Consider the following 22,112-nt stretch of genomic DNA (forward strand, 5'->3'; position numbering starts at 1 on the left):
CATCCTGGTGGCATGAAGGTCATCGGGTTGCTCGGCGGGATGAGCTGGGAGTCGTCGATCGAGTACTACCGGCTCGTCAACGAACGCGTGAAAGCCCAGCTCGGCGGCTTCCACTCCGCGCACACCGTGCTGTACTCCGTCGACTTCGCCGCGATCGAGGCCATGCAGGCCGAGGGGCGCTGGGACGACGCCGGGGCCGAGCTGAACCGGGCCGCTCGCGCGCTGGAAGCCGCCGGGGCCGACTTCGTCGTCCTCTGCACCAACACCATGCACAAGGTCGCCGACCAGCTGGAAGCCGGCCTCGGCATCCCGCTGCTGCACCTCGGCGACGCCACCGCCGCCGCCATCGAGGCCGCCGGGATCCGGCGGGTCGGGCTGCTGGGGACCGGGTTCACCATGGGCCAGCCGTTCTACCGCGACCGCCTCGCCGCGCACGGCCTCGACGTGCTCGTGCCGAACGCCGAGGACCGCGACCTCGTGCACCGCGTCATCTACGACGAGCTCGTGCTCGGCGTCGTGAAGCCCGAGTCGCGCGAGGCCTACCGCGGCGTGATCGCGCGGCTCGTCGAGGCGGGTGCCGAGGGCATCATCTACGGCTGCACGGAGATCGAGCTGCTCGTCGGCCCGGACGACTCGCCCGTGCCGACCTTCCCCACCACCCGCCTGCACGCCGACGCCGCCGTCGGCTTCGCGCTGGGCACGACCCCGCTGCCGCGGGCGCCGGTCACACGCTGACCACCGGGCCTCCCGAGTGGGCCTCGTGCTGGGCCACGACCTGCCGCCACAGCCGCTCGCGCTCCTCGCCGGTGAACAGGTCCGGCGTGACGCCGAAGACGTCCGCCGCGGCCGTCCACCACTGCGACGGCGACTCGACGACCTCCTTCGCGCCGTGGCGGTTCACCGTGAGCGCCCGCAGGGTGTCGACGCCCGCCGCGTCCCGGCGTTGCAGCACGCACACCCGGACGAACCCGGACTCCGGGGACGTCGACAGCCACGCGTGCTTCTCCGCGAAGTCGGCCATCTCCGCCTCGCCCGGCGCGAAGTCGAAGCCGGTGAAGCTGCCCGAAGGGTCGTGGTCGAACCGCCAGCCGCCCGGCGCCACCTCCGACGGCCGCAGCCGGTAGGTGTGCGGGCCCTGCGTGTAGGTGCCTTCCCGTAGGGGCAGCGGCTCGTGGATGCCGTCGCCCAGCCCCGCGTCCACCAGCCACGTCGTTTCCGGATCGTCCGGCAGCCCGGCGACGGTCAGCGCCAGGTGGTTGCGGTCGACGTTCGGCGCGTCGCCCGGACTGCCCTGCACCCCGCCGAGATGGCGCGTGACCTGGTAACCGAGCTCGCGCAGCAGCGCCGAGAAGGCGCCGTTCAGGTGGTAGCAGTACCCGCCGCGGCCACGCAGGATCCGCGCCAGCGACGCCGACGGCTCCAGCGGCGTCGCCCGCCCGAGCTGGACCTCCAGCGCCTCGTACGGCACGCGCTCGACCTGGGCCGCGTGCAGCCGCCGCAGCGCGCCCACGCTCGGCGGCTCCGCCTCCAGGCCGAGCCTCGCCAGGTATCCCGTGACATCGAAGTTCCCCATGCCGCGAAACGTTAGCGGCGGGCACCGACAAAAAGCGCGGATCAGGGATTTCACCCGAGGTGGACGCGCCGCGACCCACGTAGCGTCGATCACGTGAGCACCTTGAACCCCGCCCCGGAAACCGACGCCGCCAAGCGCGTGCTGCCGCCGAAGCCCAAGGCGGCCGCGCTCGTGGCGCTCTCCTTCACCCTGCTGCTCTACCTGGTCGAGCTGGCGGACGTGATCCTGCCCGGCGACCTGGACCAGGGCGGCATCCACTCGCGGGCCCTCTCCGGCCTCGACGGCGTGCTCTTCGCGCCGCTGCTGCACGCCGGCTGGTCGCACCTGTTCGCGAACACCGTGCCGGTGCTCGTGTTCTCCTTCCTCGCCATGGCCGCCGGGATCGGCCGGTTCGCGCTGGTCACGGCCATCATCTGGGTGGTGTCCGGGCTCGGGGTGTGGCTGGTCGGCCCGGCGAACGGGGTCACCGTCGGCGCGTCCGGGCTGGCCTTCGGCTGGCTCGCCTACCTGCTGGTGCGCGGCATCTTCAACCGCGCGGCCGGGCAGATCCTGGTCGCCGTCGTCCTGCTCGGCGTGTGGAGCGGCATGCTGGCCGGGCTGCTGCCGGGCAACCCCGGCGTTTCCTGGCAGGGACACGTCTTCGGCGCGCTGGCCGGCGTTCTCGCGGCGTGGCTCACGAGCCGCCGGTCGCGCAAGGCCGTTCCGGCGGCCCCGGGTAACCTCGAAGGGTGACATCTTCGCCCGCGGACGCCCCGATCGGCGTGTTCGATTCCGGCGTCGGCGGGCTGACGGTGGCGAGGGCGCTGCTGGAGCAGCTGCCCGCCGAGCAGCTCCGCTACGTCGGCGACACGGCGCGCAACCCGTACGGGCCGCTCCCGATCGCCACCGCGCGCAGCTACGCGCTCGAGGCGCTCGACGAGATCGTCGAGAGCGGCGTGAAGGCACTGGTCATCGCCTGCAACACGGCGTCGGCGGCCTGCTTGCGCGACGCGCGCGAGCGCTACGACGTCCCGGTCATCGAGGTGGTCCTGCCCGCGGCGCGCCGCGCGGTCGTGGCCACCCACACCGGCCGGGTCGGCGTGATCGGCACCGAGGGCACCGTGCGTTCGCGCGCCTACGAGGACGCGTTCGCCGCCGCGCCGGGCATCACGCTCACCAGCGTCGCCTGCCCGCGGTTCGTCGACTTCGTCGAGCGCGGCATCACCTCGGGCCGCCAGGTGCTCGGCCTCGCGCAGGGCTACCTCCAGCCGCTGCTCGACGCCCAGGTCGACACGCTCGTGCTCGGCTGCACGCACTACCCGCTCCTGCAGGGCGTGCTGCAGATCGTGATGGGCCAGGAGGTCACCCTGGTGTCGAGCGCGGAGGAGACGGCCAAGGACGTCGTCCGCGTGCTCACCGAGCGGGACCTGCTGACGACCCGGGAGACGCCGCCGCGGCACGAGTTCCTGGCCACCGGCTCGGCCGAGCCGTTCACCCGGCTCGCCGCGCGGTTCATGGGGTTCGCCCCGGGTGTCCTCGCTCCCACCACCGCGTGATCAGGCCCCCGGGCGCTTAGGGTGTCGACGTGCGACTGACCATCCTCGGGTGCTCCGGCAGCATCCCCGGGCCGAACACCGCGGCGTCCGGCTACTTGGTCGAGGCGGAGGGCTTCCTGCTCGGCCTCGAACTCGGCAACGGCACGCTGGCGCAGCTGCAGGCCGTGGCCGACCCGTTCGACCTGGACGCCCTGGTGCTCACGCACCTGCACCCGGACCACTGCGCCGACGTCAGCGCGCTCACCGTCCTGCGGCGCTACCACCCGGCGCCGCCGTACCCGGCGCGCCCGCGCCTGCTGCCGCTCTACGCGCCGCCGGACGCGCCGGTCCGGCTCGCGAACGCGTACGCGCCCAACGAGACCGAGCGGGCCGTCACGGACCTCTCCGACGTCTACGCCTTCCACCCGCTGCGGCCGGAGCCGTTCCGGATCGGGCCGTTCGAGGTCGTCGCGGTCGAGGTCGACCACCCGACCCCGGCGTACGGGCTGCGCATCTCCTACGGCGGCCGGATCCTGGCGTTCACCGGTGACACCGGGCCGTGCCGGGCGCTGAACGAGCTCGCCGACGGCGTCGACCTGCTGCTCGCCGAGGCGTCCTGGACGGACTCGGCGGAACGGCCGGCGGGGGTGCACCTGTCGGGCAAGCAGGCCGGCGAGCTGGCGCGCGACGCCGCGGTCGGGCGGCTGCTGCTGACGCACATCGCGCCGTGGACCGACGCCGGCGCGGTTCTCGCGGAGGCGTCGGCGGAGTTCCCCGGTGCCGAGGTCGTCAAGCAGGGTGCCGTCTACGACGTCTGACCCGCCGGTCCTAGAGTGCTCCCCGTGGCTCGCAAAGATGGCAGGAACGACGACCAGCTCCGGGACATCAAGATCACCCGGGGGTTCCAGCAGTGGCCGGCGGGGTCGGTCCTGATCGAATTCGGCAACACGCGCGTGCTGTGCGCGGCGAGCGTCACCGAAGGGGTGCCGCGCTGGCGGGCCGGGTCGGGACTGGGCTGGGTGACCGCGGAGTACGCGATGCTGCCGTCGGCGACCAACACCCGCGGCGACCGCGAGTCGGTCAAGGGCCGGATCGGCGGGCGCACGCACGAGATCTCGCGGCTGATCGGCCGGTCGCTGCGGGCCTGCATCGACCTGGCGGCGCTGGGCGAGAACACGATCGTCATCGACTGCGACGTGATCCAGGCCGACGGCGGCACCCGCACGGCCGCGGTGACGGGCGGGTACGTGGCGCTGGCGGACGCGATCACGTGGCTGGGCGCGGCGAACCGGCTCAACGACCCGCAGCCGCTGTCGTCGTCGGTGGCGGCGGTGAGCGTGGGCGTGGTCGACGGCCGCGTCCGGCTGGACCTGCCGTACGAAGAGGACTCGCGCGCCGAGGTCGACATGAACGTGGTGGCGACGGACGCGGGCACGCTGATCGAGGTCCAGGGCACCGGCGAGGGCGCGACGTTCGCGCGGTCCACTTTGGACACGATGCTGGACATGGCGCTGGCCGGCTGCGCCGAGCTGACCCGCCTGCAGAACGAGGCCCTGGCGCTGCCGTACCCGGGCGAGCTGCCGGAACCGCGTCCGGACAAGAAGAAGGGCTCGAAGTGACGAAGCTGCTGTTGGCGACGCGCAACGAGAAGAAGCTGGGCGAGCTGCGGCGGATCCTGGTCGCGGAGGGGATTTCGGGGATCGAGGTCCTCGGTCTCGCGGACGTCCCGCCGTTCCCGGAGGCGCCCGAGACGGCGCCGGACTTCGAGGGCAACGCGGTGGCGAAGGCCCGTGACGCGGTGGCTGCTTGCGGGTTGCCGGCTATAGCCGACGATTCGGGTCTTGCGGTGGACGCGTTGAACGGGATGCCGGGGGTGTTGTCGGCTCGGTGGTCCGGTGGCCACGGTGACGACGAGGCCAATTTGGACTTGGTGCTGGGGCAGTTGCGGGACGTGCCGGACGAGCGCCGTGGGGCGCAGTTCGTGTGCGCGGCGGCTCTTGTTTTGGTGTCTGGCGAGGAGACCGTGGTCCGCGGCGAGTGGCGGGGGTCTTTGGTCCGCGCGCGGCGGGGTTCCAATGGGTTCGGGTACGACCCGATCTTCGTGCCGGATGGGGAGTCCCGGACTTCGGCGGAGATGGAGCCGGCCGAGAAGGACGCGGTTTCCCACCGGGGCAGGGCGTTGCGTGCCCTGCTCCCGGCGTTGCGGGAACTGGCCGAAGGCTGACGCGATCCGGGACCGCGGTCAGGAAGCCAGGCCGAGGTCCCGGATCAGCTTCGCCACGTGGCCGGTCGCCCGGACGTTGTAGAACGCGTTCGCGATCTTGCCCTCCGGGTCGACCACGAACGTCGAACGGATCACGCCCAGGTACGTCTTGCCGTAGTTCTTCTTCTCGCCGTACGCGCCCCAGGCTTCGATCACCGATTTCTCCGGGTCGCCCAGGAGCGGGAACGTCAGGCTCTCGTTCGCCGCGAACTTCGCCAGCTTTGCCTGCGTGTCCGGGGAAATGCCGATGACCTGGTAGCCCGCGTCGTTCAGCTCCGCCAGGTTGTCGCGGAAGTCGCAGGCCTGCTTGGTGCAGCCCGGGGTGCTCGCCGCCGGGTAGAAGTACACCACCACGGACTTGCCGCGGTAGTCGCGCAGCGAAACGTCCTTGCCCTCGCTGTCGGGCAGGGTGAAGTCCGGGGCTTCGTCGCCGGGGGAAAGTCGCTCGGTCATGCGCCGAGCGTAGCGTCAGGCCGGGCCGCAGTAGGTGACCGCGGCGGGCTCCGTCGCGCTCGGGCGGATCTGCAGCCGGAGCTGGGCCGGCTCCGGCGGGACCGCGAACGCCAGCGTGACGTGCACCGACCGGCCCGGCGGGACGTCCTTGCCCGCGTCCGCGATGCCGGTGAACCCCTGTGTGGTGTCCACGACCTGCTTGACCGGGGCGCCCGACGACGTCGCGGTGACCGTGAGGCCCGAAAGCTTGTACGTCGTCGCGCCGTCGTTCGTCAGCTCCACGTCGAACGCCGCGCCGCGGGAGCTGTGCGGGTAGGCCGACGGGCTGGGCTGGAACGACTTGGGCGAGCCGACCGAGATGGTCAGGCCGCTGGGGAACCGGTGGTCGGCGCCGAACTTGAGGTCGTTGCCCGCCTGGGAAGCCGATGCTCCCGCGCCCGCCGGCGAGCCCGCGCCCATGGCCGCGGTGCCCTCCTGCGCCGAAGGGACCCCGCACGCCACCGCCAGGCAAAGCAGTCCTGTGGTGAACATGATCTTGCACGTGCGCGCGAGCGCCATCGCGGGTACTCCAGTCGGCGGGTCGGGGGTGCCGTTCGGCAACGGGGCGTGCCGGGCGAACCCGCTCCACTCTGGCCGTGATCGCGCGGGGTTACGAGGAAACACGGGGGGTTGTCGCGCACCTGGTGCCGCGCCGTGGCCAATCCGTGACCGGAACGGCACGGGTGGTGACAATCACCGCCGACATGCCACTTAAACGGCGAGCGCGAACAGCAGGATGAAGATCGCCACGCCGGCCACCCACGCGGCCATCAGCCAGCCGAAATCGCGGACCGGGTCCACCGCGCGGCTCTCCTCGCCGGGCACGTAGACGCCGCGTTCCTCGAACCAGTCGGCCCAGCGGGTGAACCAGTTCACCGGGTTGCGCGACGACATGCTTCACCTCCGGGCACCGACGTCCTCGTCACAGTACGGGTTCGGCCGGGCACACCGTAAGGCACGGGGCCGGTCACCACCCGTAATGACGATGTGCCACGGCCGGGTGAAGCCCGACATCGCTCGTGTAGAAGCTCAGGCGACTCCGTTGCGCTGCAGGATCGACACCGCACGGACGGTCGCGTACCCGCGCCATTCGAGCTCCGCGGCGGGCGAATAGCTCGCGAAGTCGACGCGCCAGCCGCCGTCGTCCTGCTGCTGCCCGGCGAGCCGTCGCAGCTCGGCGTCGACGACGGTGTCCGCGAACAACGCACGGGCCGGCCGGTCCGGCAGCGGCGCGAAGTCGAGCGCCCGCAGGGTTTCCCCTGCCAAACCGCCGGCCACCGGGACCAGCCCGTCGGGGGAGACGTACACGGCCAGGCGGTCCAGCAGCGGGGCCGCTTCGGCGTGGAAGTCGTGCGCCGCGTCCACCATGCCGACCGCGAACGACAGCGCGATCGCGTGCGGCGCTTCGGAAAGCCCGCGGATCTCGCGGAAGCAGTATTCGGTCGCCGCGGCGAGCCACGGGTGGTCGCGCACCGCACGGTCGTGGCGGGCGACGCGCAAGGCGACGCCGGCGGCGAACGCCGTGCTCTGCAGCGTCGCCTCCTTCGGGTCGGCCTGGACCCAGAAGGGCGCGCAGCCCGCCGGGTCCGCGACGGGCAGGGCGAAGGGCAGCCCGCCGTCCGGGGTGGACACCGAGGCCAGCCAGTCGCAGAGCGCGGCGGCGTGCGGGGTGGTGTGCGGGCCGAGCTCTTCGAAGACCTCGAAGGCGTGCAGCGCGCCGCCGGGCTGGCTTTCCGGCGCGCGAAGGTCGGGCTCGAGGCCCCAGCCGTAGCCGCCGTCGGGGTTGCGGTAGGCGTCGACGGCGGCCAGCACGGCGTCGGCGTGGGTTTCGCCGCGGAGCAGCTCGAAGCGGCGTCGGTCGAGGAGCCGGGCGTGCGTCGCCATGAACGACGTCGCCGCGGAAAGGTTCACAGCCATGCGCTCAGCGTCGCACCGGCGCGGGTGCGGGTCTTGAACGGATCGGACGTCAGGGCAGCCGCGGCCCCGGGGCGGTCGCCGCGCGCAGCCGGGCCGCGTCCTGGCCGGGCGGGGCGCCGAAGAGGCGGCGGTACTCGCGGTTGAACTGCGACGGGCTGTCGTAGCCGACGAGGTGGCCGACCCCGGCGACGTCGCCCGCGTCGGCGAGCAGCAGCGAACGGGCTTCCTGCAGGCGGATGCGCTTCTGGAACTGCAGCGGGCTCAGCGCCGTGACCGCGCGGAAGTGCCGGTGGAACGCCGACGGGCTCAGTCCGCTCAGCCGCGCGAGCTCGTCGATCCGCATCGGTTCGGCGAAGTTCTCGCGGATCCACCGGATCGCGCCGTTGATCGAGTGGGATCCGCTGTCGGCCAGGCCGATCTGGCGGAGCAGGCCGCCGTGCGGGCCGGTCAGCAGCCGCCAGAGGATCTCCCGCTCGATCAGCGGGGCGAGCACGGGCGCGTCGGCGGGGTGGTCGAGCAGCCGCACCAGCCGGACGACGGCGTCGAGCAGCTCGGGGCTCGCGTCCCCGGTCGCGATCGGCGACGGCGGCGGGGTGCGGGGGAACCGGCTCGGCGGGGCTTCGAGCAGCAGCGGGGCGATGGCCGCGGGGCGCAGCGCCAGGCCCACGCCCAGTGCCGGCGTCTCCCGTGTCGCGCCGACGAAGTGGCCGGTCACCGGCAGGTCGGTGCCGACCAGCAGGTACTGCCCGGCGCGGTAGGTGTGCACCTGGTCGCCGAGCAGCAGCCGCTTGCCGCCCTGGGCCATGACCACCAGGAGCGGCTCGGCCAGCGAGTGGTGCGGCTCGCTGGTGTCCACTTCGGACAGCAGCAGGCCGGGGACGGCCGTGCGCAGGTCGGCGCGCGCGTGGGCGGCGACGAGGTCGCGGAGCTCGGTCAGCACTCCTCCAGGGAAGCACGCCGGCTTGCTCATGACAATCCAAGTTGCGCGGATCGTGCAAGAACCCGCGTTGATCGATCTACCGTTGAACTGGGGCTTCGCGGTTTCCTGGTGGTGTCAATCCGACACCGGAGGAGAGTTCCATGCCACTCGACCACTACGTCACCCTCGGCCGGTCCGGGCTGCGCGTCAGCCCGTTCGCGCTCGGCGCGATGACCTTCGGCGAGGACCCCGGCGGTGCCGGCTGCAGCGTCGAGGAGTCCGAGAAGATCCTCGCGACCTACCTCGACCTCGGCGGGAACTTCGTCGACACGGCCAACTTCTACACGAACGGTCACTCGGAGAAGATCCTCGGCGATTTCTTCGCCGCTCGCCCGGGTTCGCGCTCCCGGGTGGTGCTGGCGTCGAAGTTCTTCGGCAACATGTTCCCGGGCGACCCCAACGGCGGCGGCGCGGGGCGCGCGTCGATCATCGCCCAGCTCGAGGAGTCGCTGCGCCGGCTCCGGACCGACCACCTCGACCTGTACTGGCTGCACAACTGGGACCGCCACACGCCGATCGAGGAGACGATGCGGGCGCTCGACGACCTGGTGCGGGCGGGCAAGATCCGGTACGTCGGCTTCTCGAACACCCCGGCGTGGGTGACGGCGCAGGCCCAGACGACCGCGCTGCTGCGGGGCTGGACGCCGCTGGTCGCGCTGCAGGTGGAGTACTCGTTGCTGGCGCGGACGGTGGAGGGCGAGCTGGCGCCGTTCGCTTTGGACCAGGGCATCGCGCTGACGCCGTGGAGCCCGCTGAAGAACGGTTTCCTGTCGGGCAAGTACCGGCGCGGTTCGTCGGCGCCGGATTCCGCGCGCGCGGCGTTCGTGGGTGGCCCGTCGGAAGCGGAGTACGCGGTGATCGATCTGGTCGCGGAGATCGCTTCGGCGCTGGAGACGACGTCGGCCGCGGTTTCCCTGGCGTGGCTGCGGGCCCGGCCCGGGACGGTGGTCCCGATCGTCGGCGCGCGGCGGCTGGAGCACCTGACGGGCAACCTGGCGGGTCTCGACGTCACGCTGCCGGCGTCGGATCTGGCCCGGCTGGACGAGGTTTCGGCGCCGACGCTGGACTACCCGGCGCCGATGCACGGCGCCCAGCGGGCGATGCTGCAGTTCGCGGGGGCGACGGTCGACGGCGAACCGTCCACTGTGTACCCGCCGTTGCTGCAGAGCGACGTGCGCTACTGACCGCGGAAGGTGCGCCGGTAGGTGTCCGGGGGCACGCCCACCGTGCGGGTGAAGTGGCGGCGCAACGTCGTCGCCGTGCCCATTCCCACCGATGCCGCGATCTTCTCCACCGGTGAGTCCGTCTTCTCCAGCAGTTCCTGCGCTCGCCGGATCCGCTGGGTCAGCAGCCACCGCAACGGCGTCGTGCCCGTCGCCGCGTGGAAGTGGCGGGTCAGGTGGCGGGTGCTCACCTTTGCCTTGCGGGCCAGGTCCGCCACCGTCAGCGGCTGGTCGAGGCGTGCGGTGATCCACGGGAGCAGGGCGGCCAGCGGGTGGTCGTCCCGGGCCGGGACCGGTGTGGCCACGTACTGGGCCTGGCCGCCCGCGCGGTGCGGGGGCACCACCAGGCGGCGGGCGACGGCGTTGGCCGCCGCCGGGCCGTGGTCGGCGCGGACCAGGTGCAGGCACAGGTCCATCGCCGCGGCCTTGCCCGCCGACGTCAGCACGCTGCCGTTGTCCACGTACAGCACGTCCGGGTCCACCGTCACCCGCGGGAAGCGGGCGGCGAGGACGTCGGTGTGCGCCCAGTGCGTCGTCGCGCGGCGGCCGTCCAGCAGGCCGGCCGCCGCCAGCACGAACGCGCCCGTGCAGAGGGATGCCACCCGCGCGCCGGCCGCGTGGGCCGCTCGCACCGCGGCGATCAGGTCGGCGGGCGGGTCGGCGTCGACGTCCGCCCAGCCGGGCACGAGCACCGTGCCCGCGCGGGCCAGCCGGTCGAGGCCGTCGTCGGGGTCCAGCAGGAAGCGGCCGACGCGGACCGGCGCGGAGCCGCAGACCGCGAAGTCGTACCTCGGGTCGTCGCCGAACACCTCGGACGCGATCGTCAGCTCGAACGACAGCATCCCGTCGGTGGCGGCCAGCGCGACAGCGTGCATGTCCGAAAGTGTACGCAGCACGTCGTTCCGGACACTGTCGCGCGCGGAGGAGGGCCGCGACGATGGCCGCATGACTTCGGTTCTGGTTTACGGCGCTTATGGGCACACCGGCCGGTTCGTGGTGGCTGAGCTGCGCGAACGCGGCTTCACGCCGGTCCTTTCCGGTCGCGACGCGGCGAAGCTCCCGAGTGGGCGGCCGGCCTCGGTCGGCGATCCGGCGTCGCTCGACCGCGCGCTGGAGGGCGTTGCGGCGGTGATCAACTGCGCGGGTCCGTTCGCCGCGACGGCGCGTCCGGTGATCGAGGCGGCGGTGCGCGCCGGCGTGCCGTATGTGGACGTCGCGGCCGAGATCGAGGCCAATCTCGACACGTTCGCGCTGGAGGTCGGTTCGGTGGTGGTGCCGGCGATGGCGTTCTTCGGCGGCTTGGCCGATCTGCTGGCGACGGCGGCGATGGGGGACTGGCCGGCGGCCGACGAGATCCACGTGGCGTACGGGCTGAGCGGCTGGCACCCGACACCGGGGACGCTGGCGGCGGGCCGGGTGTCGCGGGAGCGCCGTGGCGGCCGGCGCATCCGGTTCGCGGGTGGCCGGCTCGAGCACCGTGAAGACGAGCTGCCGTCGCTGGAGTGGACGTTCCCCGAGCCGCTGGGCACCCGGCGGGTGCTCGGCGAGTTCTCGATGGCGGACATCGTGACGATCCCCCGGCACCTGAAGGTCGCCGACGTCACCAGTTACCTGACGGCCGACGCGGTGAAGGGCCTGGCGGCGGCGGAGAACCGTGACGCGGCGGAGACGTTCGTGGTGGACGTGGTGGTCCGTGCGGGCGGCGAGGAGCGCCGGGCGGTCGCGCGCGGCGAGGACATCTACGCGGTCAGCGCACCGCTGGCGGTGGAAGCGGTGGAGCGCGTCCTGAGTGGACGGACGAGGACGACGGGGGTGGCGCCGGCGGGTGAGATGTTCGACGCGGCCGACTTCCTGCGGGCGCTGGACCCGCGTGTCGCGGTCGAATTCAGCTGAGCTCGGCGCCGCGGTAGCTGCCCGGGGTAGTGGCGTACTCGCGCCGGAAGGCTTTGGTGAAGGCGAAGGCCGACCCGTAGCCGACGGCGGCGGCGACTTGCGCGACCGGCCGGTCGGACTCGCGGAGCAGCTGCGCGGCGGTGGTCATCCGCCAGCGCGTGAGGTAGGTGAGGGGCGGCTCGCCGACCAGCGAGGTGAACCGCCGGGCGAAGGCGGCGCGCGAGAGCCCGGCCGCGGCACCGAGCTGGTCGACGGTCCAGGCGCGGGCGGGATCGCCGTGGATGGCGGCCAGTGCCCGCGCGGTGACGGGATCGGCGAGGGCCCCGGACCAGCCGGGAGCGCCGGCGTTCTCGCTGAGCCAGGCCCGCAGCATGTAGACGAGCAGGGCGTCGACGAGCGAGGGGGCGACGACGGCGGCACCGGGAGGGTGCGCGGCGATTTCGTCGCCCAGAAGCTGGACCATCGCTCGCAGGCCGGGGTGACGGCCGGGCTCGGCGGCCAGGTGGAGGACCTCGGGCAGGTCGCGCAGGAGCGGGTGCGGCCGGTGCCGGCGCAGCCGGTAGGCGCCGCAGACGACGGTCGCGCGGGCACCGGGACCGGGCAGCGACACTCGTCCGAAGGGGGTGGCCGGGGAAGGACGGGTGGGCCGGAAATCGTTCAGCGGAGTGCCGGGCGCCGAGGTCATGGCGTGCGGAACGCCGCGGCCGAGCAGAACGACGTCGCCGGGCCCGAGTTCGACCGGTTCGAAGGCAGCGTCACCGGGCAGCGGAGTGAGCCAGGAGGTGCCCTGCAGGACAACGTGGAAGGCGGCCCCGGTGGTGTGCGCGAAGCGGAGGCCCCAGGGAGCGTGCGCCTCGGTGTGGGCGGCGACGGGAGTACCGGCCCGCAGAGCCGCGAGAACATCGGCGAGCACATCCATGAATCCACCATAGCGAGACGCTGGGACAAGGCAACGCGAGTTTGGGCCATTCACCGTCTCGCAGGCCGCATTTAACGTGAAGCCATGACGGTGTGGATCGAGGGTGCGACGGGCAAGGCGGGCAGGCGAGTGGTGGCGGCGCTGACGACGGCGGGTGTCCCGGTCCGGGCGGCGAGCCGCCACCCAGGCGAAGGGACGAGCTCGGTGACACCGGTCCGGTTCGACTGGTACGACGGGTCGACGTGGGCCCCGGCACTGGGCGACGCGAAGGCGGTGTTCCTGAAGGGTCTGGACAGCGACGACGAGGCGGCGTCGATCATGTCGGGGTTCCTGGCGGAGGCGAGCCCGGTGACAAGGGTGGTGCTGATGTCGGCGGTGGGGGTCGACAAGACGCCGGACAGCGCACCGCGCCGGGCGGTGGAGCTGGCGGTGCAGGAGGCGGGCAAGGAGTGGACGATCTTGCGCCCGAGCTGGTTCTTGCAGAACTTCGACGAGGACGAGTGGGTGTTCGCTAGGGCGTTGCGCGAGACGAACGAGCTGTACGCGGGAGCCGGCAACAGCAGAGTGAGTTTCACGGACGCGAGAGACCTGGCAGAAGCGGCGGCAACGGTCTTGACGGAGAAGGGCCACGAAGGCCGCGCGTACACGATCACGGGCCCGGAGCAGCTGACGTTCGCGGAGGTGGCAGCCCTGCTGGCGAAGGCATCGGGCCGCCCCATCCACCACCGAGACGCAACACCGGAGGAGCACCGCAGGCATTTCGCGAAGTCAGGCCGCCCGGAGGCATGGGTGAACCACATGCTGCACCTGTTCACGCTGGTGAGGGCAGGGGTCTTCACGCCGGTAACGAGCGACTTCGAGAACCTGACGGGAAGAAGCCCACGAACACCAGAGGCATACGCCAGGGAAATCTGGCGGCCGACACCCGAAAGCTGACCACACGAGGCGCGGGGTCCGGGGGCGAAGCCCCAGGAGGGGGCCCGGGGCGAAGCCGTGAGGGGCGGGGTCGAGGGGCGAAGCCCCGGAGAGGGGCCCGGGGCGAAGCCGTGAGGAGCGGGGTCCAGGGGCGAAGCCCCGGGAGGGGGCTCGGGGTGAAGCTGCGAGGGGCGGGGTCGAGGGGCGCAGCCCCAGGGGTGGGGTCCGCGGGCGAAGCCCCGAGGGGTGGGGTCCGGGGGCGCAGCCCCGGGAGGGGGCCCGGGGCGAAGCCGCGACGAGCGGGGTCCAGGGGCGAAGCCCCCGGGGAGGGGCCCGGGGAGGGGCCCGGGGCGAAGCCCCGAGAAGGGGGTCCGGGGGCGAAGCCCGCCGGGCGGGGTCTGGGGGTTGCACCCCCAGAAGAAACGACGAAGTGAAGCCCGCGAAGGAGCGAAGCGACGAGCAAGGAAGCGGAACGTGGGCCCGGAGAGACTCGAACTCTCACTGGCATGGACCTAAACCATGTGCCTCTGCCAATTGGGCTACGGGCCCGCAGCAGTGGGAAGCGTAGCGTGCGGCGTGGCCGGTGTGGTTGTGGTGGGGGCGTCGACTAGGTTGGGCGTGGATGTTGCAGCGGCGAGGAGGACATGTGGCTCGCGATCCGGAGACGATCGAGCGTGAGATCGAGCAGGCCAGGACTGCGTTGGCGGCGACGCTTGATCAGCTGACCGTCAAGGCGGACCCCAAGAAGCTCGCGGATGCGGCGCAGCGTGGGGTGCGTGCGAAGCTGGATAACCCGAAGGTCAAGTATCCCTTGATCGGTGGCGGGATCCTCGTGGTGGTCTTGTTGGTGCGCAAGCTGCTCAAGTAGGGCTCGTCAGGCGCGGGCCTGCTCGGCTGTTTTCTCGGCTTGGGCGGGCTCGGCTGCCGGCTTGCTTTCCTCGACGGCTTGGGGGAGCTGTTTGCTCGGGGGGAGGGCCGGCTTCTTGTCCGAAGTGGCTTTCTGCTGCTTGGGGACGCTGCCGGGTGGCGGGATCTCGAGCGGGGGCAGTTTGGGGAGGGTGAGCCGGGCGGTCATGTAGGCCTGGGTGAACTCGAACGCGCTGCCGTTGAGCAGGTGGACGACGGTGGTTTTGCCGTCGCCGCCGAGTTGTTCGACCAGTTGGTCGGCGCGGTCGCGTGCGGCGATGATGCCGGGTGCTCGCGCGGTGAGTTCTTTGCCTCGGCCGCTGACCGTGATTGCCCAGTCGGCGTCTTCTTGGGTGTATGTCGCCGTGATCGCTTCGACCATGTGTCTCACGCCCCTCTCCCTCTCCAGCATGCTTTACACAACCGTGACGCGGCTACCGCATTCCCATGACGCGGTACTCGCGCCCCCTCTCGGCTGTAAAAATCCGGCATCACTTTCTACCGTGTCCTGGATACCGTAGAGCAACTCTGTGTCACAGGACACGACAGCGCTGAGTAACGACCGAATGGCCTAATGCACTTGCAAACTACCGTGCACGGTGTTGGAGGCCGCTCCACAGCACGTCCATGGCGTATTCGGTGGCCAGCTGGGGGCTCACTTCGTCGTGTCGCTCGCACCAGATCGCGAGCCGTTCGCAGGCTCCGACCACGAATTCCGCGGCTGCTTCGGCTCTCAGGTCGTCGCCGTTGTCGAAGTGGCCGCTCATCAGTGCGGCGATGAGGTCGGTCTGCTGGCGGCGGGTTTCCTCGACTTCGTCGGCGGCGGGGGTGCCGATCAGGGCCATCTCGTGGCGTAGCAGTGACCAGGCTTGGCGGCGCTCGCGGATGAAGACGAAGAAGGCCAGGAGGCCGCGGCGCAGGGCTTCCTCGGCGGTGGCGGCGCCGACCGTTGCTTGCTCGGTGACCTCGCGCAGGACTGACCGTGACTCGCGGATGCAGGCCAGGAGCAGGCCTTCTTTGGAGTTGAAGTACTCGTAGAGCATCGGCTTGGAGACGCCGACCAGTTCGGCGATCTCGTCCATGGACGCCGCCGCGTAGCCGCGTGCCGAAAACACTTCTTCGGCGACCTCGACCATCTGCCGCATTCGCTCGGCTCGGGGCATGCGCTTGCGCTTCGCGGTGGTCACGGGTGACACTCTACCGCTAGTAACCTACTCCGAGTAAGCTGGACGACGAGTAACAGGCAGCCGGGAGGCGCGATGGGCAACCGCACGGAGACCGGGGTCGTCATCGTCGGGACCGGGTTCTCCGGTCTTGGCATGGCGATCCAGCTGCGCAAGGAGGGGCGCGACGACTTCGTCATCCTCGAAAAGGCGCACGACGTCGGTGGCACGTGGCGGGACAACAGCTACCCCGGGTGCGCCTGCGACATCCCGTCGCACATGTACTCGTTCTCCTTCGAGCAGAACCCGGGCTGGTCGCGGGCGTACTCGCCGCAGCCGGAGATCTGGCGGTACATGCGCGAGGTGGCCGACAAGCACGATCTGCGCCGGTTCATCCGCTTCGGCCAGGAGATGACCGGGGCCCGCTGGGACGCGGACGAGAACCGCTGGCACGTCGCCACGAGGGGCGGCGACGAGTTCACCGGCAACGCGCTGGTCGCCGGGGTCGGCGCCCTGCACCTGCCGATGATCCCGGAGCTGCCCGGCATCGAGAAGTTCGAGGGCCCGGCTTACCACTCCGCGCGGTGGCGCCACGACGTCGACCTGAAGGGCAAGAAGGTCGCCGTGATCGGCACCGGCGCCAGCGCGGTCCAGTTCGTGCCGAAGATCGCGCCCGAGGTCGAGGAGCTGACGCTGTTCCAGCGCACCCCGCCGTGGATCATGCCGAAGGCCGACCACGAGATGTCCGGGCGCACCCGCGCGCTGTTCAAGGCGTTCCCGCCGGCTCAGCGTGCCTACCGCAACCTGCTCTACTGGCTGCTCGAAGCGCGCGCGATCGGCTTCAACGGCCAGTCGTGGGTGATGAAGCTGGGGCAGCGGCTGGCCAAGCGCAACATCGACCGCGCGATCACCGACCCGGCGCTGCGGCGCAAGGTCACCCCGGACTACACCATGGGCTGCAAGCGCGTGCTCATCTCCAACGACTACTACCCGGCGCTGGCCAGGGACAACGTCGACGTCGTGACCGACGGCGTGCGCGAGGTCCGCGAGCACTCCGTCGTCGACGCCGCGGGGGTCGAGCACGAGGCCGACGTCATCGTCTACGGCACCGGCTTCCACGTCACCGACGCCTTCGACGACCTGGAGATCGTCGGCCGCGACGGGCGCAACCTCGGCAAGGAGTGGGCGACCGAGGGGATGCGGACGCACCTCGGGATCACCGTCGCCGGCTTCCCGAACCTGTTCTTCCTGCTCGGCCCGAACACCGGGCTCGGGCACAACTCGGTCGTGTTCATGATCGAGGCCCAGATCTCCTACGTCGCCGAGGCGCTGCGGCTGGCCCGTGGCCAGGCGATCGAGCCCAAGCCCGAGGTGCAGGAGCGGTTCAACACCGCGATCCAGCGCAAGCTCGCGAAGGGCATCTGGACGCGCGGCGGCTGCAAGAGCTGGTACCTCGACGCGAAGGGCGTCAACCGGACGATCTGGCCGGGCTTCACCTGGCGCTACTGGCTGGACACGCGCAAGGTGCGGCGCGAGGACTTCCTCGTCGGCTGATCCGGGCGCGGTCCCCACCGGCGGAGGAGGCCGGTGGGGACCGCGGGGATCAGCGGGAGGCGTAGCGGCGCAGGCGGGCGATCAGGTCCACGGTCGGCAGCCCGCACAGCTCCGCCATGCGCTCCAGTGCCGGCAGGTCGAGGGCGACCTCGCCGGCCCCGTGCTCGCCGGCCTGGTGCAGCCGGTCCTCGGCCCAGCGGCGCAGCGGCAGCAGGTCGTCGGAGGCGTCGGCGACGACCTTGCGCAGGTCGACGCGGACCCGGCCGGGCTCGTCGACGAACACCCGGCGGTGCACCTTGGCCAGCAGGTCCTGGGGCAGTTCGTCCATCGCGACGCACAGCTCGACCAGGCGCACCACCGAGCACTGTCTGGTGCCCAGTTCGTAGGTGGCCAGCGTCTGCAGCGAAATCTCGCTCTGCAGGTGCTGGTTCAGCTCCTTGCGCGTCCACCCGCGGCTGCGCCTGAGCTTGCGGAGCTCGTCTCCGAGAATCCGCTGATACTCCTCAGCGTCGATCAGCACATCAATGTCCCCTGCCGTGCTCTCCCACGGCACTTGCACGGTGGTGACAACTTTCCCGTGCAGGTGCACCCTCACGTGTATGTAAGTGCGCGGGAGCCCAGCCCTTACGCGATTTCGGGCATGTCTTTGATACCGATTGCGCGAGTTAGGCCGAACGGGTTAACGGGAGGTAGCTCATTGTGCAACTTGCAGGATGCACACTACGAAAATCGCAGTAAAGACGCGGTTACCAGCCGTCTTTCAGTTGACGCAGGGGACACCTTCGGCGGTGATCGGCTTGTCCTCGTCGGCGACCGGCGGGGGAGCCGGGGCCTGCGACGTCGCGCCCGCGGCGGCGCCGGACCCGGCGCTCGCGTTCGAGGTGGTGCCCTCGAAGTCGGCGCCGAGGAACACCATCACGTGGCCCGCCTGGACGCTCTTGTCCTCCTGGATCGTCGGCGAGCCGCCGAGGGCGTCGGCCACGGCCTGACCCTTGTCCTTGCCGCCCTTCGGCACCCAGATCACCGTGGTCTTGCGCGCGGTCGCGTTCGCCGTGTCGCCGGAGGTGAAGCCCTTGCTCTCCAGCGTCTTGGCGACGCTCGCGGCCAGGCCGGTCTTGCCGGAGGCGTTGCGCACGTCGACCGTGGTCGCCTTGTTCGCGGGGTCGGCCTGCTGCGCCGGCGGCGTCGTGGCGCCCGGCTGCGGCCCGGCGAGACCCTGCACGAACTGCTTCACCTCGGCCGGGTCGACCTGGATGGCGACGCCGTCCTCGGGTGTCTTGTACTCGACGTTCTTCACCGGGATCGTGCGGAACTCGAGCTGGCCGCCGGTCAGGCCCTTCATCTGCTGGGCGAACCCGAAGATGTCCCAGTTCTGGTTGAGCACGACCGACTTCTTGATGGCGTCGATCAGGTCGGAGAGCTTCGACGGGTTGGTCAGCGTGCCCGCCGAGAGCACCTTGCGGGCCATGCCCGCCATGAACACCTGCTGGCGGACGACCCGGTCGAGGTCGCCGTTGGGCAGGCCGTGGCGCTGCCGGACGAACTCGAGCGCCTGCACGCCGGAAATGGTGTGCTGGCCCTTGGTGAAGTCCGCGCCGGAGTACTGGTCCTTGACGTTGTTGTTGAGGCAGACGTCGACGCCGCCGATGGCCTTGGTGATGTCGCTGAAGCCGAGCAGGTTGACCGCGGCGTAGTTGTCGATGGTGGACCCGGTGAGCTTCTCGACGGTCTCGATGAGCTCCTTCGCCCCGGCCTGGTTGGCCTTGACGTCGAGCTCCTTCGGGTCGGTGACGCCCTGCTTCTGCAGGTCCTTGCGGGCCGACAGCATCGCGCGGGCGTACGCGGAGTTGATCTTGTGCTTGCCGTAGCCGCCGGGGATGTCGACGTAGGTGTCGCGGGGCAGCGAGATCGCGACGGCCTTGCTGCCGTCGTTCGGGATGTGCACGAAGATCAGCGAGTCGGTGTTGAGCTCGCCGTCGGAGTCGCCGGCGCGCAGCTCGTCGAGCACCTCGCGCGAAAGCGGGTTGCCCTGGGCGTCGGTGCGGCTGTCCAGGCCGACCAGCAGGATGTCGCGGGCGCCGTCGGCGGGCTTGTCGCCGCCACCGCCGTCGCTGATCACGTTCGCGTAGTTCAGCCCGTTCACCAGGCCCTGCATGGCCGCCCACGCGTACCCGGTCAGGCCCATCACCAGCAGGGACACGACGGCCAGCGCGATCTTCGCGCCGCGGAAGGAGTTGCGGCGGGCGCGCGGGGCCGGCTTCGGCTGGGGCCGGCGGGCAGGCGGAGCGCTCCGGCGCGCGTCCACCGGTTCACGGCGGGGCGCGGGGCGGCGGGGCGGCGGGGTGCCGCGCCGGCCTGGCTCGTCCTGCCAGGGCCGGGCGGGGCGGCGGCCGCCTTGCCCGTTCCGAGGCGGGTGATCCACGCGGGCGACTCCTCACTGCTTCGATCGGTGGTCCTGGGGTTGGGACGCATGGTGCCCTCACCTGGTTGCCGTAGCGTTACACATCCCCCTGTGAATGTGGCACGCACCACCCAGTTTCCCGCATCCGAGCGGGTTACGCCTGGTCAGGACGTCGCATTTGCCGGTCTGCGGGCCGGCAGCAGGGTGCCCGCGGCCGCGAGCAGGGCGAACCCGGCCGTCGCCGCGTGGAGCGTGACGCCGAGGAGCTCGGACGTGCCGCTGCCGTCGGCGAACAGCAGCGAGGGCGCGCAGGCGAGCGCGGTGGTGAGCCAGGTCCCGGTCGCCGCGCCGGCCCCGAGCCGGATCGTGTGCAGCAGGAACACCCCGAGCAGCAGGTGCACCAGGCTCTGGATCGGGTCGAGTCGCAGGCCCAGGAGGTCGGCGTCGGCGGCCACCCCGCCGAAGCGGGTCAGCGCGAAGCCGAACACGCCGAGCGTCGCGTAGCCGATGCCGAACGCGGCCGCGGCCCGCGTCAGGACGACCGCCCGGCGGCCCGGCAGCTCGGCCGCGCGGGGCCGCCGGACGCCGTGGGCGTGCCGCTCGAACCACCAGAAGACCAGGGTCGCGGGCACCGCGAGCAGCCCGACCGCGACCAGCGTGCGCGGCCGGACCAGCCAGCTCAGGCCGTCGGCGATCCGGCCGGGGAGGTAGACGACGGCGACCAGCAGCAGCATGCCGGCGAGGAACGCCAGGTAGAGGCTCATCGGCGCGCGCAGGACGAACCGGCAGGCGGCGGCGACACGGGGCCGGTCGCCGAGCCGGGTCAGCGGGCCGGCCACGAGCCCGAGCACGCCGAGCTGGACCAGGCCGAGCAGCAGCACGCCCCACGGCGGGGCCGACAACGCGGCCGGGGCGCCCGGGCTGCCGAGCAGGACGGGTGGCCCGGTGCGCAGGACACTCGCCACGGCGAGGCCCGCGGCCCCGGTGGCGGCGGCCGCGGCGAGCAGCCGTCGTGCCGGGCGTACGCCGTCGGCGTGCGCGAAGGCGAGTTGCTGGGCGAGCAGCGCGAGGGCGAACGTCGCCGCGAAGCGGGGCAGGGGCGAGCCGAGCCAGTTCGCCGTCGCTTCTCCGGCGACGACCACCGCGAGCAGCCCGGCCGCCGCGCTCACCGGGGCCCGGCGGTGCAGGGCCAGCAGCGGCGGCGCGCAGACGATCGTCAGGAGGTAGACCCCGAGCAGCCACAGCGGGTGCAGCGCGATCCGCATGACCGTCGCCGTCGTCCCGGCCGGGATGCCGAGGAGCTCGAGCGCGAGCGGCGTCAGGAGGGCGACGACGGCGAAGATCAACGCCGGCCGCAGCAGCGGGCTCGCGCGTTCGGCGAGGAAGTGGCGGTAGCCGCCGCCGTGGTCCTGTTCGGCGCGCCAGCCGGCCGCGTTGGCGTGGCCGCCGGCGAAGAAGATCAGCGGGGCGAGCTGGGCGAGCCAGGTCAGCGGCCAGACGGACGCCTCGGGCGCGCCCGCCCACTGCGCGAGCGCCGTCACCGACTCGCCGACGAGCAGCAGGACGACCCCGCCCGCGCCGAGCAGTGCCCACCGGCTGACTTCGGCGGGGGTGACGGCGGGTGCCGGCACCCGCGGCTCGCGCCGGGCGCGCAGCCAGCCGCGCAGCCGGAACACCAGCAGGCAGGCGATCACGAGCACGCCGGCGACCATCGGGCCGATCGGGTCGCCGACCGGCGGGCCCCAGCGCTGGTGCCACGAGTTGACGACCAGGCCCGCCGAGTAGAGCGTCGCGACGACCCGGCAGGTGCCCGCCGAGTTCACCGGGTTCAGGTCGCAGGCGTGGTGCATGTCGTGGGAAAGCTGGTTGTCGAGTGCTTCGCGGACCTCGGGGCCGAGCGGGTGGCCCTTGCGGTCGGCGTAGCGCAGCAGGTCGTAGCCGAGGTCGTGTGCCTTGCACGGGACGGCGTAGTCCCACTTCGTGTTGTCGTCGCCCCACGGCGTCGAGCAGCCGCCGTCGGTGTGCACCGCGCGGACGGTGCCGTCGCGGGCCGGCATCGCGCCGGGCGTGACACCGCTGAGCGCGGTGAAGTCCTTCGGCAGCCGCGCGAGCGCGTCGGGGTGCGGGCCGGGATGGACGAGCGCCTCGATGGCGTTCTGCGCGGCCAGGACGTCGCCGGTGGGCGGGCCCTGGTCCGGCGGCGACGGCGGGCGCGAGGCGATCAGGCCGAACGCGAAGACGACCAGCAGGACCAGCAGCAGCCAGCCGGACGTCGACCAGGGTCGGCGGACACGCGGCGGCTGGATCGCGGCTGGCATGGTCCCAGGGTGCCAGCCCCGTCCGGAGGGCGACACGGGGATAACCCCCGGCATCCGGCTGCCCGATCGGGTGGCGCTCGGG

The 22,112-nt window shown here is 71.9% G+C and carries 24 protein-coding genes and 1 tRNA gene; 11 read left to right on the top strand and 14 right to left on the bottom strand.

The features are described 5' to 3' along the window. Positions 1–12: 12 nt before the first annotated feature. Positions 13–735, top strand: coding sequence for an aspartate/glutamate racemase family protein (locus ACWEVP_RS18045; RefSeq protein WP_452063669.1), 723 nt, complete (start codon positions 13–15; stop codon positions 733–735). Here ACWEVP_RS18045 and ACWEVP_RS18050 read toward each other — a convergent pair. Next, a complete protein-coding gene (locus ACWEVP_RS18050; protein WP_452063670.1) occupies positions 725–1,573 on the bottom strand; it encodes an arylamine N-acetyltransferase family protein in 849 nt (282 codons plus the stop codon). The two genes, ACWEVP_RS18045 and ACWEVP_RS18050, sit on opposite strands and share 11 nt — an antisense overlap. Positions 1,574–1,666: 93 nt before the next feature. On the opposite strand from ACWEVP_RS18050, the gene ACWEVP_RS18055 reads away from it, so the two are divergent. Genes ACWEVP_RS18055 through rdgB form a run of 5 tightly spaced genes read left to right on the top strand, consistent with a single transcriptional unit; the run spans position 1,667 to position 5,311 of the window. After that, positions 1,667–2,305 carry a rhomboid family intramembrane serine protease gene (locus ACWEVP_RS18055; RefSeq protein ID WP_452063671.1) on the top strand — a complete coding sequence of 213 codons (639 nt, stop codon included), beginning with the start codon at positions 1,667–1,669 and terminating at the stop codon, positions 2,303–2,305. Then, positions 2,302–3,108, top strand: coding sequence for a glutamate racemase (murI, locus tag ACWEVP_RS18060; protein WP_364452653.1), 807 nt, complete (start codon positions 2,302–2,304; stop codon positions 3,106–3,108). The genes ACWEVP_RS18055 and murI overlap by 4 nt, the downstream gene beginning before the upstream one ends. A 29-nt stretch (positions 3,109–3,137) precedes the next feature. Then, entirely contained in the window at positions 3,138–3,905 is a 768-nt protein-coding gene (locus tag ACWEVP_RS18065; RefSeq protein ID WP_372664185.1) for an MBL fold metallo-hydrolase, read from the top strand. Positions 3,906–3,929: 24 nt separating this feature from the next. Beyond that, a complete protein-coding gene (gene rph, locus ACWEVP_RS18070; protein WP_093948149.1) occupies positions 3,930–4,706 on the top strand; it encodes a ribonuclease PH in 777 nt (258 codons plus the stop codon). Further along, the gene (gene rdgB, locus ACWEVP_RS18075; protein WP_452063672.1) at positions 4,703–5,311 is read left to right on the top strand and encodes an RdgB/HAM1 family non-canonical purine NTP pyrophosphatase; all 609 of its coding nucleotides are present in this window, start codon (positions 4,703–4,705) and stop codon (positions 5,309–5,311) included. Before rph ends, rdgB begins: the two co-directional genes overlap by 4 nt. 18 nt (positions 5,312–5,329) lie before the next feature. On the opposite strand, the gene bcp is transcribed toward rdgB, so the two are convergent. The 5 genes from bcp to ACWEVP_RS18100 form a co-directional block, all read right to left on the bottom strand. Then, complete coding sequence (gene bcp / locus ACWEVP_RS18080; RefSeq protein ID WP_452063673.1) at positions 5,330–5,803, bottom strand: thioredoxin-dependent thiol peroxidase; 474 nt, start codon at positions 5,801–5,803, stop codon at positions 5,330–5,332. 15 nt (positions 5,804–5,818) lie between these two features. Beyond that, positions 5,819–6,361: a hypothetical protein gene (locus tag ACWEVP_RS18085; RefSeq protein ID WP_452063674.1), complete on the bottom strand. Its 543-nt coding sequence runs from the start codon at positions 6,359–6,361 to the stop codon at positions 5,819–5,821. 192 nt (positions 6,362–6,553) lie between these two features. Next, positions 6,554–6,736, bottom strand: coding sequence for a hypothetical protein (locus tag ACWEVP_RS18090; RefSeq protein WP_452063675.1), 183 nt, complete (start codon positions 6,734–6,736; stop codon positions 6,554–6,556). Positions 6,737–6,871: 135 nt separating this feature from the next. Further along, positions 6,872–7,759: a hypothetical protein gene (locus tag ACWEVP_RS18095; protein ID WP_452063676.1), complete on the bottom strand. Its 888-nt coding sequence runs from the start codon at positions 7,757–7,759 to the stop codon at positions 6,872–6,874. A 49-nt stretch (positions 7,760–7,808) separates the two neighbouring features. Beyond that, entirely contained in the window at positions 7,809–8,699 is an 891-nt protein-coding gene (locus ACWEVP_RS18100) for an AraC family transcriptional regulator (RefSeq protein ID WP_452064000.1), read from the bottom strand. Positions 8,700–8,839: 140 nt separating this feature from the next. On the opposite strand from ACWEVP_RS18100, the gene ACWEVP_RS18105 reads away from it, so the two are divergent. Next, the gene (locus ACWEVP_RS18105) at positions 8,840–9,922 is read left to right on the top strand and encodes an aldo/keto reductase (protein WP_452063677.1); all 1,083 of its coding nucleotides are present in this window, start codon (positions 8,840–8,842) and stop codon (positions 9,920–9,922) included. On the opposite strand, the gene ACWEVP_RS18110 is transcribed toward ACWEVP_RS18105, so the two are convergent. Further along, positions 9,916–10,836: a helix-turn-helix domain-containing protein gene (locus tag ACWEVP_RS18110; protein ID WP_452063678.1), complete on the bottom strand. Its 921-nt coding sequence runs from the start codon at positions 10,834–10,836 to the stop codon at positions 9,916–9,918. The genes ACWEVP_RS18105 and ACWEVP_RS18110 overlap by 7 nt on opposite strands. Positions 10,837–10,906: 70 nt before the next feature. On the opposite strand from ACWEVP_RS18110, the gene ACWEVP_RS18115 reads away from it, so the two are divergent. Beyond that, the gene (locus ACWEVP_RS18115) at positions 10,907–11,854 is read left to right on the top strand and encodes a saccharopine dehydrogenase NADP-binding domain-containing protein (RefSeq protein WP_452063679.1); all 948 of its coding nucleotides are present in this window, start codon (positions 10,907–10,909) and stop codon (positions 11,852–11,854) included. On the opposite strand, the gene ACWEVP_RS18120 is transcribed toward ACWEVP_RS18115, so the two are convergent. After that, entirely contained in the window at positions 11,847–12,773 is a 927-nt protein-coding gene (locus ACWEVP_RS18120; RefSeq protein WP_452063680.1) for an AraC family transcriptional regulator, read from the bottom strand. The genes ACWEVP_RS18115 and ACWEVP_RS18120 overlap by 8 nt on opposite strands. A gap of 84 nt (positions 12,774–12,857) precedes the next feature. Between ACWEVP_RS18120 and ACWEVP_RS18125 the strand changes: the two genes are divergently transcribed. Continuing rightward, a complete protein-coding gene (locus tag ACWEVP_RS18125; protein ID WP_452063681.1) occupies positions 12,858–13,709 on the top strand; it encodes an NAD(P)H-binding protein in 852 nt (283 codons plus the stop codon). Positions 13,710–14,163: 454 nt separating this feature from the next. Here ACWEVP_RS18125 and ACWEVP_RS18130 read toward each other — a convergent pair. Beyond that, positions 14,164–14,237, bottom strand: a tRNA-Leu gene (locus tag ACWEVP_RS18130). Between the two features lie 97 nt (positions 14,238–14,334). On the opposite strand from ACWEVP_RS18130, the gene ACWEVP_RS18135 reads away from it, so the two are divergent. Beyond that, positions 14,335–14,556, top strand: a complete 222-nt coding sequence (locus tag ACWEVP_RS18135) for a DUF3618 domain-containing protein (protein WP_086679911.1) — start codon at positions 14,335–14,337, stop codon at positions 14,554–14,556. Positions 14,557–14,562: 6 nt separating this feature from the next. Here ACWEVP_RS18135 and ACWEVP_RS18140 read toward each other — a convergent pair whose 3' ends face one another. Both ACWEVP_RS18140 and ACWEVP_RS18145 read right to left on the bottom strand, forming a co-directional pair. Beyond that, positions 14,563–14,976 carry a hypothetical protein gene (locus ACWEVP_RS18140; protein ID WP_452063682.1) on the bottom strand — a complete coding sequence of 138 codons (414 nt, stop codon included), beginning with the start codon at positions 14,974–14,976 and terminating at the stop codon, positions 14,563–14,565. Positions 14,977–15,181: 205 nt separating this feature from the next. Then, a complete protein-coding gene (locus tag ACWEVP_RS18145; protein WP_452064001.1) occupies positions 15,182–15,739 on the bottom strand; it encodes a TetR/AcrR family transcriptional regulator in 558 nt (185 codons plus the stop codon). A gap of 114 nt (positions 15,740–15,853) precedes the next feature. Here ACWEVP_RS18145 and ACWEVP_RS18150 point away from each other — a divergent pair, with 114 nt between their 5' ends. Continuing rightward, positions 15,854–17,311, top strand: coding sequence for a flavin-containing monooxygenase (locus ACWEVP_RS18150; RefSeq protein ID WP_452063683.1), 1,458 nt, complete (start codon positions 15,854–15,856; stop codon positions 17,309–17,311). 49 nt (positions 17,312–17,360) lie between these two features. Here the strand turns inward: ACWEVP_RS18150 and ACWEVP_RS18155 are convergent, their stop codons facing one another. The 3 genes from ACWEVP_RS18155 to ACWEVP_RS18165 form a co-directional block, all read right to left on the bottom strand. Continuing rightward, the gene (locus tag ACWEVP_RS18155; RefSeq protein WP_452063684.1) at positions 17,361–17,831 is read right to left on the bottom strand and encodes a helix-turn-helix domain-containing protein; all 471 of its coding nucleotides are present in this window, start codon (positions 17,829–17,831) and stop codon (positions 17,361–17,363) included. A gap of 240 nt (positions 17,832–18,071) precedes the next feature. Then, positions 18,072–19,733: an LCP family protein gene (locus ACWEVP_RS18160; protein WP_452063685.1), complete on the bottom strand. Its 1,662-nt coding sequence runs from the start codon at positions 19,731–19,733 to the stop codon at positions 18,072–18,074. A gap of 143 nt (positions 19,734–19,876) precedes the next feature. Beyond that, entirely contained in the window at positions 19,877–22,030 is a 2,154-nt protein-coding gene (locus ACWEVP_RS18165) for a phospholipase A2 (protein WP_452063686.1), read from the bottom strand. Between the last annotated feature and the right edge of the window lie 82 nt (positions 22,031–22,112).

The sequence above is a fragment of the Amycolatopsis sp. NPDC003865 genome, from assembly GCF_053605345.1.

Excerpts from the sequence above, each read along its gene's own strand:
- ACWEVP_RS18045 (WP_452063669.1), top strand. The coding sequence starts at position 13 with ATGAAGGTCATCGGGTTGCTCGGCGGGATGAGCTGGGAGTCGTCGATC.
- ACWEVP_RS18050 (WP_452063670.1), bottom strand. The coding sequence starts at position 1,573 with ATGGGGAACTTCGATGTCACGGGATACCTGGCGAGGCTCGGCCTGGAG.
- bcp (WP_452063673.1), bottom strand. The coding sequence starts at position 5,803 with ATGACCGAGCGACTTTCCCCCGGCGACGAAGCCCCGGACTTCACCCTG.
- ACWEVP_RS18085 (WP_452063674.1), bottom strand. The coding sequence starts at position 6,361 with ATGGCGCTCGCGCGCACGTGCAAGATCATGTTCACCACAGGACTGCTT.
- ACWEVP_RS18090 (WP_452063675.1), bottom strand. The coding sequence starts at position 6,736 with ATGTCGTCGCGCAACCCGGTGAACTGGTTCACCCGCTGGGCCGACTGG.
- ACWEVP_RS18095 (WP_452063676.1), bottom strand. The coding sequence starts at position 7,759 with ATGGCTGTGAACCTTTCCGCGGCGACGTCGTTCATGGCGACGCACGCC.
- ACWEVP_RS18105 (WP_452063677.1), top strand. The coding sequence starts at position 8,840 with ATGCCACTCGACCACTACGTCACCCTCGGCCGGTCCGGGCTGCGCGTC.
- ACWEVP_RS18110 (WP_452063678.1), bottom strand. The coding sequence starts at position 10,836 with ATGCACGCTGTCGCGCTGGCCGCCACCGACGGGATGCTGTCGTTCGAG.
- ACWEVP_RS18115 (WP_452063679.1), top strand. The coding sequence starts at position 10,907 with ATGACTTCGGTTCTGGTTTACGGCGCTTATGGGCACACCGGCCGGTTC.
- ACWEVP_RS18120 (WP_452063680.1), bottom strand. The coding sequence starts at position 12,773 with ATGGATGTGCTCGCCGATGTTCTCGCGGCTCTGCGGGCCGGTACTCCC.
- ACWEVP_RS18125 (WP_452063681.1), top strand. The coding sequence starts at position 12,858 with ATGACGGTGTGGATCGAGGGTGCGACGGGCAAGGCGGGCAGGCGAGTG.
- ACWEVP_RS18140 (WP_452063682.1), bottom strand. The coding sequence starts at position 14,976 with ATGGTCGAAGCGATCACGGCGACATACACCCAAGAAGACGCCGACTGG.
- ACWEVP_RS18145 (WP_452064001.1), bottom strand. The coding sequence starts at position 15,739 with ATGCGGCAGATGGTCGAGGTCGCCGAAGAAGTGTTTTCGGCACGCGGC.
- ACWEVP_RS18150 (WP_452063683.1), top strand. The coding sequence starts at position 15,854 with ATGGGCAACCGCACGGAGACCGGGGTCGTCATCGTCGGGACCGGGTTC.
- ACWEVP_RS18165 (WP_452063686.1), bottom strand. The coding sequence starts at position 22,030 with ATGCCAGCCGCGATCCAGCCGCCGCGTGTCCGCCGACCCTGGTCGACG.